This is a genomic window from Chitinophaga skermanii (genome assembly GCF_003259335.1).
GTDB lineage: Bacteria > Bacteroidota > Bacteroidia > Chitinophagales > Chitinophagaceae > Chitinophaga > Chitinophaga skermanii.
On the sequence record NZ_QLLL01000009.1, the window covers coordinates 215,502 to 229,940 of the forward strand.

Genomic DNA, 14,439 nt, shown 5'->3' on the forward strand with positions numbered 1-14,439 from the left:
ATTTTGATTATTAAGTTGTTAAATTGATTTAACTTTATGCAAATAAAATAAAATCATCCTTAAAAGCGTTAACAATTAAGGCATGGAAAAAATAAATGCATTAATTGAGAAATTGATGGAATTGAAAAATTCCAGGTCGGACCTGCACACTATCTCGTATTATTCACAATTATTGCAGGCCGAGGTAATGCATCATTTGCATTTACTACAAGAGCAGCGACCTTCTCCACAAAGCCATGTGGCCGTTATAATGCCCAACAGGGCCGTGGTAGAAGACATCCCAACAGCGCATACAAGCCCTGTTCAACCCTCTCCTGCTCCTACCCCCGCTACTCCTCCGGTTCAACCGGTTCAGCATGTGGACATTCCCGTTGTACAACCCGTAGCACCAGTAGCAACTCCTGCTCCAGCAGCGGCCATACAGCCCGTTTCTCCACCTGTGCAACCTGTTCAAATGGAAGTACCGGTAGTGCAAGAATTGCCGAAGGTAAAACAAAGCATCGAAGAAAAAATCCAAGCTTCACTTTTCGAAGTACCCCATTACGAACCACCTACCCATCATAATGGTAGTTCGAATGGCCACCAGCACACCCAGCAACCCGAAGCGCCTAAAACAAACGGGGCTTCATTAAACGATATTTTACGTAAAAATACCGTGGAAGTAGGGCAAAGGCTCGGTGATATGAAAGTGCAAGATTTAAGGAATGCCATTGGTATTAACGACAAGTTCCAGTTTATACAGGAGCTCTTCCGTGGCGACAAAGCGATGTACGATCGTTCCATTAAAACCATCAACGAAGCAGATTCTTATCATTCAGCCAATTACTGGATCGAGCGAGAATTGGTGATTAAGTTGGGTTGGCAGGAAGAAGATCACCTGGTACAGCAATTTCACGCTATCGTTAAGAAGCGTTTTTCCTGAATATATTGCATAATCTTATTCGTAGCACCTTGGTTATCGCCCACAAATTTGCCGGCGATCGTAGCGGTTTTCTTGTAGAGGTCGGCCTCGCTTAAAGCCGCTACCGTGGTAGCTAAGGTAAACTCATCTTGTACCACGAAGGCGCCTTTTAACCCCACTAGCGTTACTGCTTCATGGAACTTCTCGATATTAGGCCCGAATAACACCGGTTTATTGTACGTGGCCGCTTCCAAAATATTGTGAATCCCCGCCTTTCCAAATCCTCCACCGATATACGAAATGTAGCTATAGCGGTATAAAGCGCTAAGCATACCTACATTGTCGATAATTAACACGTTCACCTGTTGACCGGGCGCATTTTTGTATTGTGAATAACGTACAGCGCCAGGGAACAACTGTTCAATTTGCTGGATGTGCGATTCCCCAATTTCGTGCGGCGCTATAATCAACGCACGGCCGTCTTGCTTGGCGTTTTTCCACCAGTTGGCCAGTAGAGTTTCGTCGGCCGGCCAAGTGCTGCCGCAGGCAATTACTTTCCTGCCCGTGGCGTAAGTTTCAATTACCGGTAACTCCGTAGGGTTTTCGCGCATAGCCCATACCCTATCGAAACGTGTATCGCCCGCGAGGCTGGCGTTTTGTAAGTGAATGGTTTGCAACAATTGTAACGATTCTTCGTTTTGAACGAAGAGATGCGTCATTTTCTCCAATAGCTGCCTGAATAAGCCGCCATGGGGCTTAAAAAATACTTGCTTCGGGCGGAAAATACCGGAAATAAGCAAAGTGGGAATGTTCTGTTGAAAGAGGGTGGTTAGGTAATGATACCAGAACTCGTATTTTATGAAAATAGCCAGCTTGGGTTGGGCAATTTTTACGAATTGACGGGCATTACGCTTGGTATCGGCAGGCAGGTAGCACACGATATCGGCGCCATTGTAGTTTTTGCGTATTTCGTAGCCGGAGGGTGAGAAGAACGTGAGAAGAATCCCGTGCTGCGGGTAATCGACCCGGAGCTGTTCGATCACGGGGCGACCTTGTTCAAATTCACCGAGCGAGGCGGCATGCACCCAAATAAGGGGTTTGCCTGTTGGGATGGCCTGTTGAAGGCGTTCGGGCCAGTTCTTCCGACCAGCTTTCCACAGCTGCGCTTTCTTGTTTCCGAAAATCGCTACAAGCCCTACCACAAAGGAATACAGGCGAATACCTACGTTATAGAAAAATATCTGCAATGCCACTAAAAATACTTTAACGAAATGTTATTAAAATCATGCAAATATAATCCCCTAGCCAATTTCATTTTTTGTAAATTTGCACACTTAAAATAAAAATATATATCCCACATGGTTCCAATACAAATGGTTGATCTGAAACGCCAGTACGCGAAGATAAAGTCACAAATTGATGCAGGCATGCAAGAAGTACTGGAAAGCGCTGCTTTTATTAATGGCGCACCTGTGCAGTTGTTCGGTAAAGAACTAGAAGCTTACCTGGGTATTAAACACGTTATCAATTGCGCGAATGGTACCGATGCCCTCCAAATTGCTATGATGGCCGCCGGTTTACAACCGGGCGACGAGGTTATTACCCCTTCTTTCACTTTTATCGCAACGGCAGAAGTGATCGCCTTGTTGAACTTGAAACCGGTGTTCGTGGATATCGACCCTCAAACTTATTGCATCGATCCTACTAAGATCGAAGCTGCTATAACACCGAAAACAAAAGCAATTGTTCCGGTACACTTATACGGTCATGTTTGCGATATGGATGCTATTATGGAAGTAGCCAACAAACACAATTTGCTGGTTATCGAAGATAATGCACAAGCCATTGGCGGTACTTATACCGGTAAAGATGGCGTAACAAGAAAAGCAGGTACAATCGGTCATATTGGCTGTACTTCTTTCTTCCCTTCTAAAAACTTGGGTTGCTATGGCGACGGTGGTGCTTTATTCACCAACGACGATGCAATGGCAGCACAAATTAGAATGGTGGCTAACCATGGTCAATCTGCCCGTTACTACCACGATGTAGTAGGTGTAAACTCTCGTTTAGATACCTTGCAAGCAGTGGTATTACGTGTGAAATTGCCTTTGTTAGACGAGTACATCAATGCTCGCAGGAAAGTTGCTGATGCCTACGATGCAGCTTTTGCGAACCACCCACAAATTACAACGCCATTTAGAGCACCTTATAGCTATCATGTTTTCCACCAATACACCCTACAAATCGAGAATGTAGATAGAAATGCATTCGTGGCTTACTTAGCCGAAAAAGGGGTACCGGCTATGATTTACTACCCTGTGCCAGCACACAAACAAAAAATGTTCGCAGCATTTGGTAGCGACGAATTCAACTTGCCAATCACCGATGAATTAACAACGAAAGTAATTTCCTTACCGATACACACTGAAATGGATGATGACCAACTGCGTCACATCATAGAATCTGTTCTATCATACTTAAAATAACCCCCTTATGAAGATTTCAGTAGTGGGAACCGGTTATGTAGGTTTAGTAACCGGGACCTGTTTTGCCGAAACGGGCAATGACGTAGTTTGTGTAGATATTGATGCCAACAAAGTAAAAAAACTATCTAGCGGCCAAGTAACTATTTACGAGCCAGGATTAGAAAAGCTTTTTGAACGTAACCTCAAAGAAGGCCGACTACACTTTACCACCAACTTGGCAGAAGGCATTGCCGATGCACAAGTTATTTTCTTAGCATTACCAACCCCTCCGGGTGAAGATGGTTCTGCGGATCTCTCTTATATTTTGGGAGTGGCAGAGCAATTGGGTAAAATATTAACAGATTACAAAGTAATCGTTGATAAAAGTACCGTTCCTGTAGGTACAGCGGAAAAAGTACGCGCAGTAATTGCCAAACATTGTAAAGTTCCGTTCGATGTAGTGTCGAACCCAGAATTCTTACGTGAAGGTGTTGCTGTTGACGATTTCATGAAACCAGACCGCGTGGTAATTGGTACTGAAAGCGAAAGAGCACGTAAAATCATGGGCGATTTATACGCTCCTTACGTTCGCCAAGGTAACCCAGTGATCTATATGGACGAGAAATCGGCTGAATTAACGAAGTACGCTGCGAACTCATTCTTAGCGACTAAAATCTCTTTCATGAACGAAATCGCCATCCTTTGCGAAAAATTAGGCGCGGATGTAGACATGGTTCGTAGAGGTATTGGTAGCGACGAGCGTATTGGTAAACGCTTTTTATTCCCGGGCATAGGTTACGGTGGCAGCTGTTTCCCTAAAGACGTGCAAGCGTTGGTGAAATCTTCAGAAGAGGTAAGTTACGACTTCAAAATATTGAACGCGGTAATGGATGTGAACGAGAAGCAAAAATTGTTCTTATTGCCGAAGATTGAAGCGTATTTTAATAACGACTTAAAAGGGAAGCATTTCGCATTGTGGGGTTTAGCCTTCAAGCCGAATACCGACGATATCCGCGAGGCTCCTGCTTTATACATCATTGAGGCGTTAACGAAAGCTGGCGCTACAGTAAGTGTATTTGATCCCGAAGCAATGCCGAATGTACGAGGTGTTGTGGGTGATATTGTTACTTACGCCGAACATCAATACGATAGTTTAGAAAACGCTGATGCGCTGATCATTGCAACGGAATGGAGTGTTTTCAGAACGCCTGATTTCGATAAAATTAAATCGTCATTGAAAAACCAAGTTATTTTCGACGGTAGAAACTTGTTTGAAGTGAGCCGTATGCAAGAACTGGGTTTCCATTACGAAAGTGTTGGACGCACACCTGTAAACCTTTAATTTCTACTTGCTATGAGTAAAAAACGCATCTTGATCACCGGCGCCGCAGGTTTCCTCGGTTCGCATTTGTGTGATCGCTTTATCAAAGAAGGTTACCATGTTATTGGTATGGATAACTTCTCTACAGGTAATGCAAAAAATATTGAACACCTATTCCCCTTAGAGAGCTTCGAATTCTATCATCATGATGTAACGAAATTCGTGCATATCCCTGGTGAATTGGATTATATTCTTCACTTCGCATCACCGGCAAGCCCTATCGATTATTTAAAAATGCCGATCCAAACATTGAAAGTGGGTTCATTAGGAACACACAACTTGTTAGGCTTGGCGAAAGCGAAAAAGGCACGCATCTTAGTGGCTTCTACTTCCGAGGTATACGGTGATCCTTTGGTACACCCGCAAACGGAAGAGTATTGGGGTAACGTAAACCCAGTAGGCCCAAGAGGCGTATACGATGAAGCAAAACGATTCATGGAATCGATCACCATGGCTTACCACAATTTCCACGGTGTAGAAACAAGAATCATCCGCATCTTCAATACATACGGTCCACGCATGCGACTCGATGATGGTAGAGCATTGCCTGCTTTCATGAGCCAAGCATTAACCGGACAGGATTTAACAGTATTTGGCGACGGTTCTCAAACCCGCTCTTTCTGTTATGTAGCCGATTTAGTGGAAGGTATCTACCGCTTATTGCTCAGCGATTATCATTTGCCGGTAAACATCGGTAACCCAAGCGAAATCACCCTGCTACAATTCGCAGAAGAGATCTTAGCATTAACAGGGGCCGATCAAAAAATCGTTTTCCAAGCACTGCCTAAAGACGATCCGAAACAACGCAAACCTGATATCACGAAAGCAAAAGAAATCCTTGGCTGGGAACCGAAAGTCGACCGCCAAGAAGGTCTAAAAATTACCTACGAGTACTTTAAACAAGCACTCAAAAAATAAAACACAACTGGCCGGCAATCCTCAAATTTGTCGGCCATTGTTTCTTATAAAGAACCATATTCTAACCAGTAATAGATATGAAGAAGAAATTGTTGATAACCGGTGGTGCCGGCTTTATCGGTTCGCACGTCGTAAGATTATTTGTGAATAAATATCCCGACTATAGCATCTTCAACCTCGATGCATTAACCTATGCAGGTAACTTGGAAAACTTGAAAGATGTTGACCAAGCTCCGAATTATACTTTCGTGAAAGGCGATATCACCGACGAAACTTTTATCAACAAATTATTTGAAGATCAACAATTCGACGGGGTTATCCATCTCGCGGCTGAAAGCCATGTTGACCGTTCTATCCTCGACCCGTTGGCCTTCATTAAAACCAACGTACTAGGTACTGCCATCTTATTAAATGCTGCGCGCAAAATTTGGAAAGACAATAGCGAGGGCAAACGTTTCTACCATGTGTCGACCGACGAAGTGTACGGCACATTAGGAGAAGAAGGCCTATTCACAGAAGAAACCGCCTACGATCCACGCTCTCCTTACTCAGCATCCAAAGCTAGCTCCGACCACTTTGTTCGCGCTTATTATCATACCTACCATTTACCGGTGGTGTTATCGAACTGCTCTAATAACTACGGTTCTAACCACTTCCCGGAAAAATTAATTCCTTTAGCCATCCACAACATCAAGAACAACAAACCTGTTCCCGTATATGGCAAAGGCGAAAACGTACGCGACTGGCTGTTTGTAGAAGATCATGCCCGTGCTATTGATACTATTTTCCACGATGGTAAAACCGGCGAAACCTATAATATCGGCGGCTTCAACGAATGGAAAAACATCGATCTCATTCACTTGCTTTGCAAGGTTATGGACGAGAAATTGGGGCGCGAACCCGGTACATCCGCTCAACTCATTACCTTCGTAAAAGACCGTGCCGGCCACGATCTCCGCTATGCTATTGATGCTACCAAGCTGAACAAAGAACTCGGCTGGGCACCTTCCTTGCAATTTGAAGAAGGTTTAGAGAAAACAGTCGATTGGTACTTAGCTAACCAAGAATGGCTCGACCACGTTACGAGCGGCACCTACAAACAATACTACGAAACGCAATACGAACAACGATAACTGAATATTTCAAACCTGCTAGCAATGCCGTTTACACAAACAGGAATACCCGACTTATTGATTTATGAACCGCGCGTGTTCCCCGATAGTCGTGGCTATTTCTTCGAAAGCTATAATTACAATACGTTCTTGGCAGAGGGCGTTGACATAAAATTTGTGCAAGACAACCAAGCACGCTCTACATTTGGCGTATTACGCGGCTTGCATTTCCAACAAGAACCCTATGCACAAACAAAATTGATCCGTGCATTGGAAGGGAAAATTTTAGATGTGGTGGTAGATATCCGCAAAGGTTCTCCTACTTACGGTAAGGTATTCTCGATCGAGTTATCAGCAGAAAATAAATTACAATTACTCGTACCGAAAGGTTTTGCCCATGGTTATTCCGTACTTAGTGAAACTGCCGAAGTAATGTATAAATGTGATAACTTTTATCACAAACCCAGCGAAGGCGGCATTATCTATAACGACCCAGCTTTGAACATTGATTGGGGATTCGATCTTTCGCTGGCACAAGTATCTGAAAAAGATGTTGTGTTACCTACTTTAGAAAATTGTGTACATAATTTCGTTTACAACGCTCAATAAATCTCATGGAAAATATTCTCGTAACCGGCGGTTATGGCCAATTGGGCCAAACGTTCCAGGCATTAGCCGGCCGCTACCCGCAATACAATTTTACATTTACCGACGTTGAACAGCTTGATATTACCAATCAAGATGCTGTGAATGCTTTTTTGGCAGGTGGTCAATTTGCTTACTTGATCAATTGCGCGGCCTATACAGCTGTAGATAAAGCTGAAACTGAAGAAGAAATAGCGTTTAAACTAAACTTCGAAGCCACCTTGTATTTAGCAGAAGCTTGTGCAGCTAATAACACGCAGCTTATCCACGTTTCTACCGATTACGTATTCGATGGTAAAGCCAACAAACCTTATAAAGAAACCGAAGAAGCCAGTCCTAATAGCGTATACGGTGCCTCTAAAGCCCGCGGCGAAGCCGTGGCATTAGGTAGCGACCCACGCTCTATTGTGCTGCGTACTTCTTGGCTTTATTCTAATTACGGTGTAAACTTCGCTAACAGAATGCAACAACTTATGGCTGAACGCAACGAGTTAAACATTGTATTCGACCAAGTAGGTACACCTACTTATGCCGGCGATTTAGCCCAAGCGATTATGGCCATCATCGAAACCGTTAGTGTAAACCGCGATCACCAACTGGGTGGCGTGTACCATTTCAGCAATGAAGGAGTTGCCTCTTGGTTCGATTTCGCATATGCAATTAAGGAATTAACAGGTGCTGCCTGCGAAGTATTCCCTATTACATCGGAAGCATACCCTACCCCGGCACAGCGCCCTACTTATAGTGTATTAAACAAAACAAAAATCAAGGAAACGTTCGGTATCAAAATTCCTTATTGGAAAGAGAGCTTAAGAACTTGCCTAGGTAAATAAATAATAGCCTTATTTCTTTTAGATCGATGGCGGGGTTGTAGGTGAAGATTCGCTTACAATTCTGCCATCTTTCATAATTAGCTGGCGGGTACTCATACGTGCTAAATCTTCATTGTGGGTAACAATAACGAAGGTTTGATCTAATTTTTGACTGAGGGAAATGAATAATTCGTGGAGTTCACGGGCATTTTTCGAGTCGAGGTTGCCCGTTGGTTCATCGGCGAGAACGATTTTTGGGTTATTTATAAGGGCTCTTGCCACGGCTACGCGTTGTGCTTCGCCACCGGATAATTGGGAAGGCCTGTGGTCCATCCTATCCTTTAATCCCAAAATTTCGAGCAAATACATAGCCCTTTCTTTCACTTCTTCTTTCTTGGAACCTTTGATATACCCCGGGATACAAACATTCTCTAAGGCCGAGAATTCGGGTAATAAATGGTGGAACTGGAAAATAAATCCCATGTTCCGGTTCCTAAAATCGGCTAACTTATTGCCTTTCAGGGCTGTAATATTGACATCCCCCAACCATACTTCGCCGCCTGTGGGTCTGTCTAAGGTCCCTAAAATATGCAGTAATGTACTCTTGCCTGCACCCGACGAGCCCACGATGGTCACTATTTCACCTTTACTGACAATAATGTCAACTCCCTTTAAAACGGGCAGATTGGAATAATTTTTGGTGAGACCGTGTGCAGTAAGCATAAGTATTTAATGTAATTAACCGTTAAAATAGTAAACGTTGTTTATTTCAAATTAAATAATACTTTTGCGAAAAATTAGAAAAGTAAAACTTTTAATACGATGTACTGGACTTTAGAATTAGCTTCTTACTTGGAGGATGCTCCATGGCCGGCTACCAAAGACGAACTCATTGACTACGCCATCCGTTCCGGTGCACCTATCGAAGTGATCGAAAACTTGCAGGAACTGGAAGACGAGGGAGAAATTTATGAAGGTATTGAAGACATTTGGTCTGATTATCCTTCACAAGACGATTTCTTCTTTAACGAAGATGAATATTAATATTCGTCTTTAGTCTTTGGAAAGACGCCCCAGCATAGTTCCTTATGCTCTAAAAAAATTTACCGTCTCTACAATGTAGAGACGGCTTTTTTATTTGTACACGTTTTCGTGTGAAAGTATTATTCAGACGCCATTTTCTCAGCAACCGGTAAAGAAATACCCATTGAAGAGAAACCACCGTCGTGGTAAAGGTTCTGCATCGTTACCATGCGCGTTAAGTCGGAGAATAAAGTCACCGTGTAATCAGCACATTGGTCAGCAGAAGCATTGCCTAATGGGCTCATTTGGTCTGCGTAGTTCACGAAGCCATCGAAACCTTTAACGCCGCTACCTGCAGTTGTTCTAACTGGAGATTGAGAGATGGTATTGATTCTCACTTTGTTTTTAACACCATAGTGGTAACCGAAGCTACGTGCGATTGATTCCAACATAGCTTTAGCATCTGCCATTTCGCTATAATCAGGGAATACACGTTGTGCCGCGATGTAAGTAAGTGCTACTACTGAACCGTATTCAGAGATCGCATCCAATTTATAAGCAGTTTGTAATACACGGTGTAATGACAAAGCTGAAATATCCATTGTTTTTTGCGTGAAGTCGTAGTTCAAATCCGTGTAAGGATTGCCTTTACGCATATTGATACTCATACCAACAGAGTGTAAAACGAAGTCAACTTGACCACCGAAATGCTCCATAGATTTCGTGAACAAATTGTTCAAATCGTCCATATTGGTAACATCGGCAGGGATAACCGGCGCGTTACATTCTTCTGCTAGCTTCTTAATTTCGCCCATGCGCAATGCAATTGGAGCGTTGGTAAGTACGATCTGTGCACCTTGTTCCACACAACGCTTAGCTGTTTTCCAGGCAATGGATTTTTCATCCAATGCACCAAAGATGATGCCTTTCTTACCTTGTAATAAGTTTTGAGCCATTGATCTAAATTTTGGCAAAAATAGTTGTTAAAGTCGAATTTCTAAAGTTGAAAAATCCTTATATGTTTTATAGTCAAGTTTTTGACTACGTTACATGGGCTTAATTCATCACCATCTCCCTTGCATTTTCCAATGCTGCTGCCGTTGGTTTTTCACCTCCTAGCATCTGGGCAATGGCTTGAATGCGTTCTTCGCGGCTTAGTACCCTAATGTGCGAAGTCACCTTCTGGTTCTCGGTTTTCTTATACACGAAATAATGTGCATCTGCTTTACCTGCAATTTGCGGCTGGTGCGTAATACAAATTACTTGGTGCGCCTTGGCCAGTTCTTTCATGATAATACCTACCTGTTTGGCAGCTTCCCCGGAAATACCGGTATCAATCTCATCAAAGATTAAGGTTGGTAACGCTTCTTTGCTCGCTACAAGCGATTTTATACACAACATCAACCTGCTTAGCTCACCCCCACTCGCTACCTTCCTAATAGGCGCAAAATGGTTGCTTTTGTTCGCATCGAAGAGGAACACGATCTCGTCTTGCCCGAAAGGACCTAAAGCGGTGGTGTTCATACTTACTTTGATACGGGCATTTGGCATACCTACTTGCACCAGCAGTTCGTTTACTTTTTGCTCGAACGGCGTAACTTGGGCTGCACGGCGCTTAGTGATGGCATCGGCTTGTTGCTGTAATTTGCTTTGTTGTTGGGCCAATTCTTTTTCCAATTGGCTGATCTTATCGTCGAGGTTCAGCACATTATCCAAACCTTCTTGGAGGTGCTGTTGGATGGCTAATAGCTCGTTCGTAGTTTGTACACCGTGCTTTTTGAACAGTTTATAACCCAAAGCCAGCCGATCACTCAACTGTTCCATTTTAGCCCCGTCGAAATTCACTTGGTCGTTTAAACGCTCAATCTCTTGGGTAATGTCTTGTAACTCAACGTAAGAGGATTGCATCCTGCCAGCGAGGCTAGGGATGTCTTTATGGAAATTGGCGAGGGATTGTAAACTCGACTGCAACTGTTTAAGTGTTTGCAGAATGGGTTGTTCATCTTCTTCCAATTGATAATAAATCCTATTCAGCGTGTTCTTAATCTCTTCGCTATGACTTAATACTTTCAAATCGGCATCGGCCTGCTCAATTTCGTTTTCACTGAAATTGGCTTCTACTAACTCGTCTAATAAGAACTTATTGTAATCGGTGGTTTTATTGGAGTCGTCGCGTAATTGGATAGCATTTGCCAGCGATTGCTGGGTGCTGAGGTATTTAGCATACCCAATGCTGTAAGTATGCAAAACCTCTGCGTTCAACGACAAAGTATCAATAACCTCACGTTGAAACTCCGATAAGCCTAAATCCAGGGTATCAAATTGCTGGTGTAAATCCACGAAGAAACTCGTGAGATCGGATAATTGGGATAGGTTCACCGGCGTATCGTTGATAAACGCCCGTGATTTACCCGCCGAACTAATTTCACGACGAATAATCACCTGCTCGCCTTCAATGTCGAGCTCATGTTCCTCGAAAAATGGCTGTATTTGCTGTTTACGTACGGTAAAAATGCCCTCGATTACACACTTGCGGTCTTTATCGAAAAGCACCCCGGGATCGGCACGATCGCCTAAAATAAGCGATAATGCACCCAATAGGATAGATTTACCGGCGCCCGTTTCCCCGGTAATCACATTTAAGTTGCCCGAAAAGTCAACTTCAAGGTGCTCAATAATGGCGTAGTTCTGAATAATTAAACGTTGCAACATATCACAGGTAGTTCCTATTTGCGACCACCAAATTCCAAATAAAAATCAACAAAGAAAATTACATTTACCCACATTTATTGCAGGTTTGCATGCTCAACCGCCGTTAACCCTTAATAGGCCTGCTTTTGCGCGTTGATCCAAGGAATTTTTATAGTCGTGGCCTTCCATATCTAAACATGCGTTAAAACACTCGATGGCCTTGTCTTTATCTTTTCTTTTTTCATAAATATAACCCATTTGTAATGCCGACCGGGCCGCAAAATATTCCGGCCTGTTAGCGCCCAAACGCATGGTTACCTGGTACATCCTAATTGCTTGATCATCATTACCTATATCGTCGTAAATACGACCTAAACGGTAGGCATACTCCAATTGCTCGCTGATGGTACTAAAATCGGCCGCCTTCTTAGTTTGCAGTAATTGCAAGGCTTCATTGAAATAACCGCCATCGCTCAACAAGCGGGCTTTCAGCAAAGTTACATTTGGCCATTTGCCGCTTTTCGCATCCTTGAGGGCTTGTTTGTCGGCATCCGTTTCCGTGTTGCCACGGTTCAGGATCATTTGGCGGTATTTATTTGCCATATCCTGGTTGCCTTTAATATAATAGGCCCAACTCATCCGCTGTAAGGCTTCCTTCACATAGAACTTGCCTTTGAAATTACGTAAGAACTTATCGAAATACACCACGGCACTATCGTCGAGATGGTCGAGACGCATTACGCCGGCGAGGTAATATTGGTAATATAAATCGGTATACTCGTTGCTCGGCACCCGGTTAGCGAGTACTTCTAAGCCTTGGGCAGCCTTTTGGTTATTCATCGACAAATTAGCCACCATTAAGGCAAAGAGGTAATTGTGCTTGGTATCGAGCTGGCGTTGTTGAATGAATTGCCAGAGTTCTTCGGGTTTATTTTCTATAAATAGTTTTAAGTAGCAGTAATAGTAATACGACTCTTCTTTGAATATAACGGCAGTGGGGGCTTGGCTATTCACGAAATTATTCATGTTTTGCATGCCGGTTTTAATGCTGCCTTTGAGTCCAAGGATATTGGTAATCCATTTATACCCTTCGGGAATGGTACCGAACACGGTTTGCATCGTGCCAATCATCATCGTGTTGGGTAGAAAGGAGGGAAATTTGCGGTTATTATCTTTGAATTGTTGGTATGCGCGGCGGATTTCCCAAGTGGCATCCCATTTCTCCCCGAATTTAACCCTTACCAGCGCCCATTGGAACTTGATGGCGGCTTGGGTATAGAGGTAATAAGGCGATTCGGAGGGGCCTTCCTGCATTTTGGAGATCCTTTCGGCGCGTAACTGCTTCTTACTATTATATTCAGCGGGATCTTCATTAAAGAAAAGGGGGAAGAAATCGCAATAATTATCTAAAAAATACGGTATGAGGTTATTCGGGTTCTCTCTTTTCTCCGCTTCTAACAAAGCTTTACCGGTACCAAGGCGGAGTTGCATAATAGCATCGTAGGCCTCTTGGCAGCGTGGGTTGAAATCGTAAGTTTTCTGCTGGGCGAATAGTGCTGAAGCAGGGAATACACATACGAGTAATAGGAACAGTACGAAACGCATAATCGAAATTCTAATAATAATGGGCAGATATGATTTGTTTTTGCCTAGGACTAGCAAAAATCGGGCAATAAAAAAAAGAGCATCCTAAGATGCCCTCTTTTTTCTTGTATTTTTATAAACCCTTATTTCAATTAAATCTCGGTGGATGCATCGAGATCATTATCTACCAAGATACGACCACAGTGTTCGCAAACGATGATTTTCTTACGTTGACGAATTTCTGCTTGGCGTTGTGGCGGGATAGCGTTGAAGCAACCACCGCAAGAATCTCTTACGATTGTTACCACGGCTAAACCGTTACGGTAGTTTTTACGGATTTTTTCGTAAGCCGACAATAAACGAGCATCTACTTTCTCACGAGCTTCGTCACTTTGTTTACGGTATGCTTTTTCTTCTTTCTCAGTTTCGCCGATGATTTTTTCGAGTTCACCTTTCTTGTGTTTCAGGTTACTTTCTTTATCACTAATGCTTCTTTTTGCTGATTCAAGAACACGAGATTTATCTTTAATTTCTTCGTTAGCGTCTTTGATATGCTTTTCAGCTAGTTTAATTTCAAGCGTTTGCATTTCAATTTCCTTGCTAATCGCTTCAAACTCACGGCTGTTTTTAACGTTGTTCTGTTGTTTCTCGTACTTTTTGATCAAAGCGTCCGCATCTTTCATCAAGTTCTTTTTAGAACTAATGAAGTCTTGGATGCCTTTCACTTCCTCTTCGATATGAGATTGGCGGTGGTTAAGGCCCTCGATCTCATCTTCCAAGTCTTTAACTTCGATCGGCAACTCCCCTTTAAGGATTTGGATCTCGTCCAACTTAGAGTCAATCTTCTGTAACTTCAGTACAGACACTAATTTTTCCTCTACAGAGTATTCTTTAACAGTAGCCATGT

14 protein-coding genes are annotated in these 14,439 nt (G+C 43.1%); 8 read left to right on the forward strand and 6 right to left on the reverse strand.

What is annotated here, in order from left to right; all coding sequences use genetic code 11:
• Positions 1 to 82: 82 nt before the first annotated feature.
• A complete protein-coding gene (locus LX64_RS21860; protein ID WP_111599823.1) occupies positions 83 to 922 on the forward strand; it encodes a hypothetical protein in 840 nt (279 codons plus the stop codon).
• On the opposite strand, the gene LX64_RS21865 is transcribed toward LX64_RS21860, so the two are convergent.
• Positions 892 to 2,154, reverse strand: coding sequence for a 3-deoxy-D-manno-octulosonic acid transferase (locus tag LX64_RS21865; protein ID WP_245952774.1), 1,263 nt, complete (start codon positions 2,152 to 2,154; stop codon positions 892 to 894). The two genes, LX64_RS21860 and LX64_RS21865, sit on opposite strands and share 31 nt — an antisense overlap.
• Before the next feature lie 105 nt (positions 2,155 to 2,259).
• On the opposite strand from LX64_RS21865, the gene LX64_RS21870 reads away from it, so the two are divergent.
• The 6 genes from LX64_RS21870 to rfbD all read left to right on the forward strand — a co-directional run bounded on the left by LX64_RS21870 (position 2,260) and on the right by rfbD (position 8,255).
• Complete coding sequence (locus LX64_RS21870; protein WP_111599824.1) at positions 2,260 to 3,387, forward strand: DegT/DnrJ/EryC1/StrS family aminotransferase; 1,128 nt, start codon at positions 2,260 to 2,262, stop codon at positions 3,385 to 3,387.
• 7 nt (positions 3,388 to 3,394) lie between these two features.
• Complete coding sequence (locus LX64_RS21875; RefSeq protein WP_111599825.1) at positions 3,395 to 4,708, forward strand: UDP-glucose dehydrogenase family protein; 1,314 nt, start codon at positions 3,395 to 3,397, stop codon at positions 4,706 to 4,708.
• 12 nt (positions 4,709 to 4,720) lie between these two features.
• The gene (locus tag LX64_RS21880; RefSeq protein WP_111599826.1) at positions 4,721 to 5,665 is read left to right on the forward strand and encodes a UDP-glucuronic acid decarboxylase family protein; all 945 of its coding nucleotides are present in this window, start codon (positions 4,721 to 4,723) and stop codon (positions 5,663 to 5,665) included.
• A gap of 77 nt (positions 5,666 to 5,742) precedes the next feature.
• Complete coding sequence (gene rfbB / locus LX64_RS21885) at positions 5,743 to 6,798, forward strand: dTDP-glucose 4,6-dehydratase (RefSeq protein ID WP_111599827.1); 1,056 nt, start codon at positions 5,743 to 5,745, stop codon at positions 6,796 to 6,798.
• 24 nt (positions 6,799 to 6,822) lie between these two features.
• Positions 6,823 to 7,386: a dTDP-4-dehydrorhamnose 3,5-epimerase gene (rfbC, locus tag LX64_RS21890; RefSeq protein ID WP_111599828.1), complete on the forward strand. Its 564-nt coding sequence runs from the start codon at positions 6,823 to 6,825 to the stop codon at positions 7,384 to 7,386.
• A gap of 5 nt (positions 7,387 to 7,391) precedes the next feature.
• On the forward strand, positions 7,392 to 8,255 hold the full coding sequence (rfbD, locus tag LX64_RS21895; protein ID WP_111599829.1) for a dTDP-4-dehydrorhamnose reductase: 864 nt from the start codon (positions 7,392 to 7,394) through the stop codon (positions 8,253 to 8,255).
• 18 nt (positions 8,256 to 8,273) lie between these two features.
• On the opposite strand, the gene LX64_RS21900 is transcribed toward rfbD, so the two are convergent.
• A complete protein-coding gene (locus LX64_RS21900; protein ID WP_111599830.1) occupies positions 8,274 to 8,957 on the reverse strand; it encodes an ABC transporter ATP-binding protein in 684 nt (227 codons plus the stop codon).
• A gap of 99 nt (positions 8,958 to 9,056) precedes the next feature.
• Here LX64_RS21900 and LX64_RS21905 point away from each other — a divergent pair, with 99 nt between their 5' ends.
• Positions 9,057 to 9,278: a DUF2795 domain-containing protein gene (locus LX64_RS21905; protein ID WP_012794455.1), complete on the forward strand. Its 222-nt coding sequence runs from the start codon at positions 9,057 to 9,059 to the stop codon at positions 9,276 to 9,278.
• 119 nt (positions 9,279 to 9,397) lie between these two features.
• Here LX64_RS21905 and LX64_RS21910 read toward each other — a convergent pair whose 3' ends face one another.
• The 4 genes from LX64_RS21910 to LX64_RS21925 form a co-directional block, all read right to left on the reverse strand.
• A complete protein-coding gene (locus LX64_RS21910; protein WP_111599831.1) occupies positions 9,398 to 10,213 on the reverse strand; it encodes an enoyl-ACP reductase FabI in 816 nt (271 codons plus the stop codon).
• Between the two features lie 100 nt (positions 10,214 to 10,313).
• Positions 10,314 to 11,969: a DNA repair protein RecN gene (recN, locus tag LX64_RS21915; RefSeq protein WP_111599832.1), complete on the reverse strand. Its 1,656-nt coding sequence runs from the start codon at positions 11,967 to 11,969 to the stop codon at positions 10,314 to 10,316.
• Between the two features lie 93 nt (positions 11,970 to 12,062).
• The gene (locus LX64_RS21920; protein ID WP_111599833.1) at positions 12,063 to 13,553 is read right to left on the reverse strand and encodes a tetratricopeptide repeat protein; all 1,491 of its coding nucleotides are present in this window, start codon (positions 13,551 to 13,553) and stop codon (positions 12,063 to 12,065) included.
• Between the two features lie 131 nt (positions 13,554 to 13,684).
• Positions 13,685 to 14,437: a zinc ribbon domain-containing protein gene (locus LX64_RS21925; RefSeq protein WP_111599834.1), complete on the reverse strand. Its 753-nt coding sequence runs from the start codon at positions 14,435 to 14,437 to the stop codon at positions 13,685 to 13,687.
• Positions 14,438 to 14,439: the final 2 nt, after the last annotated feature.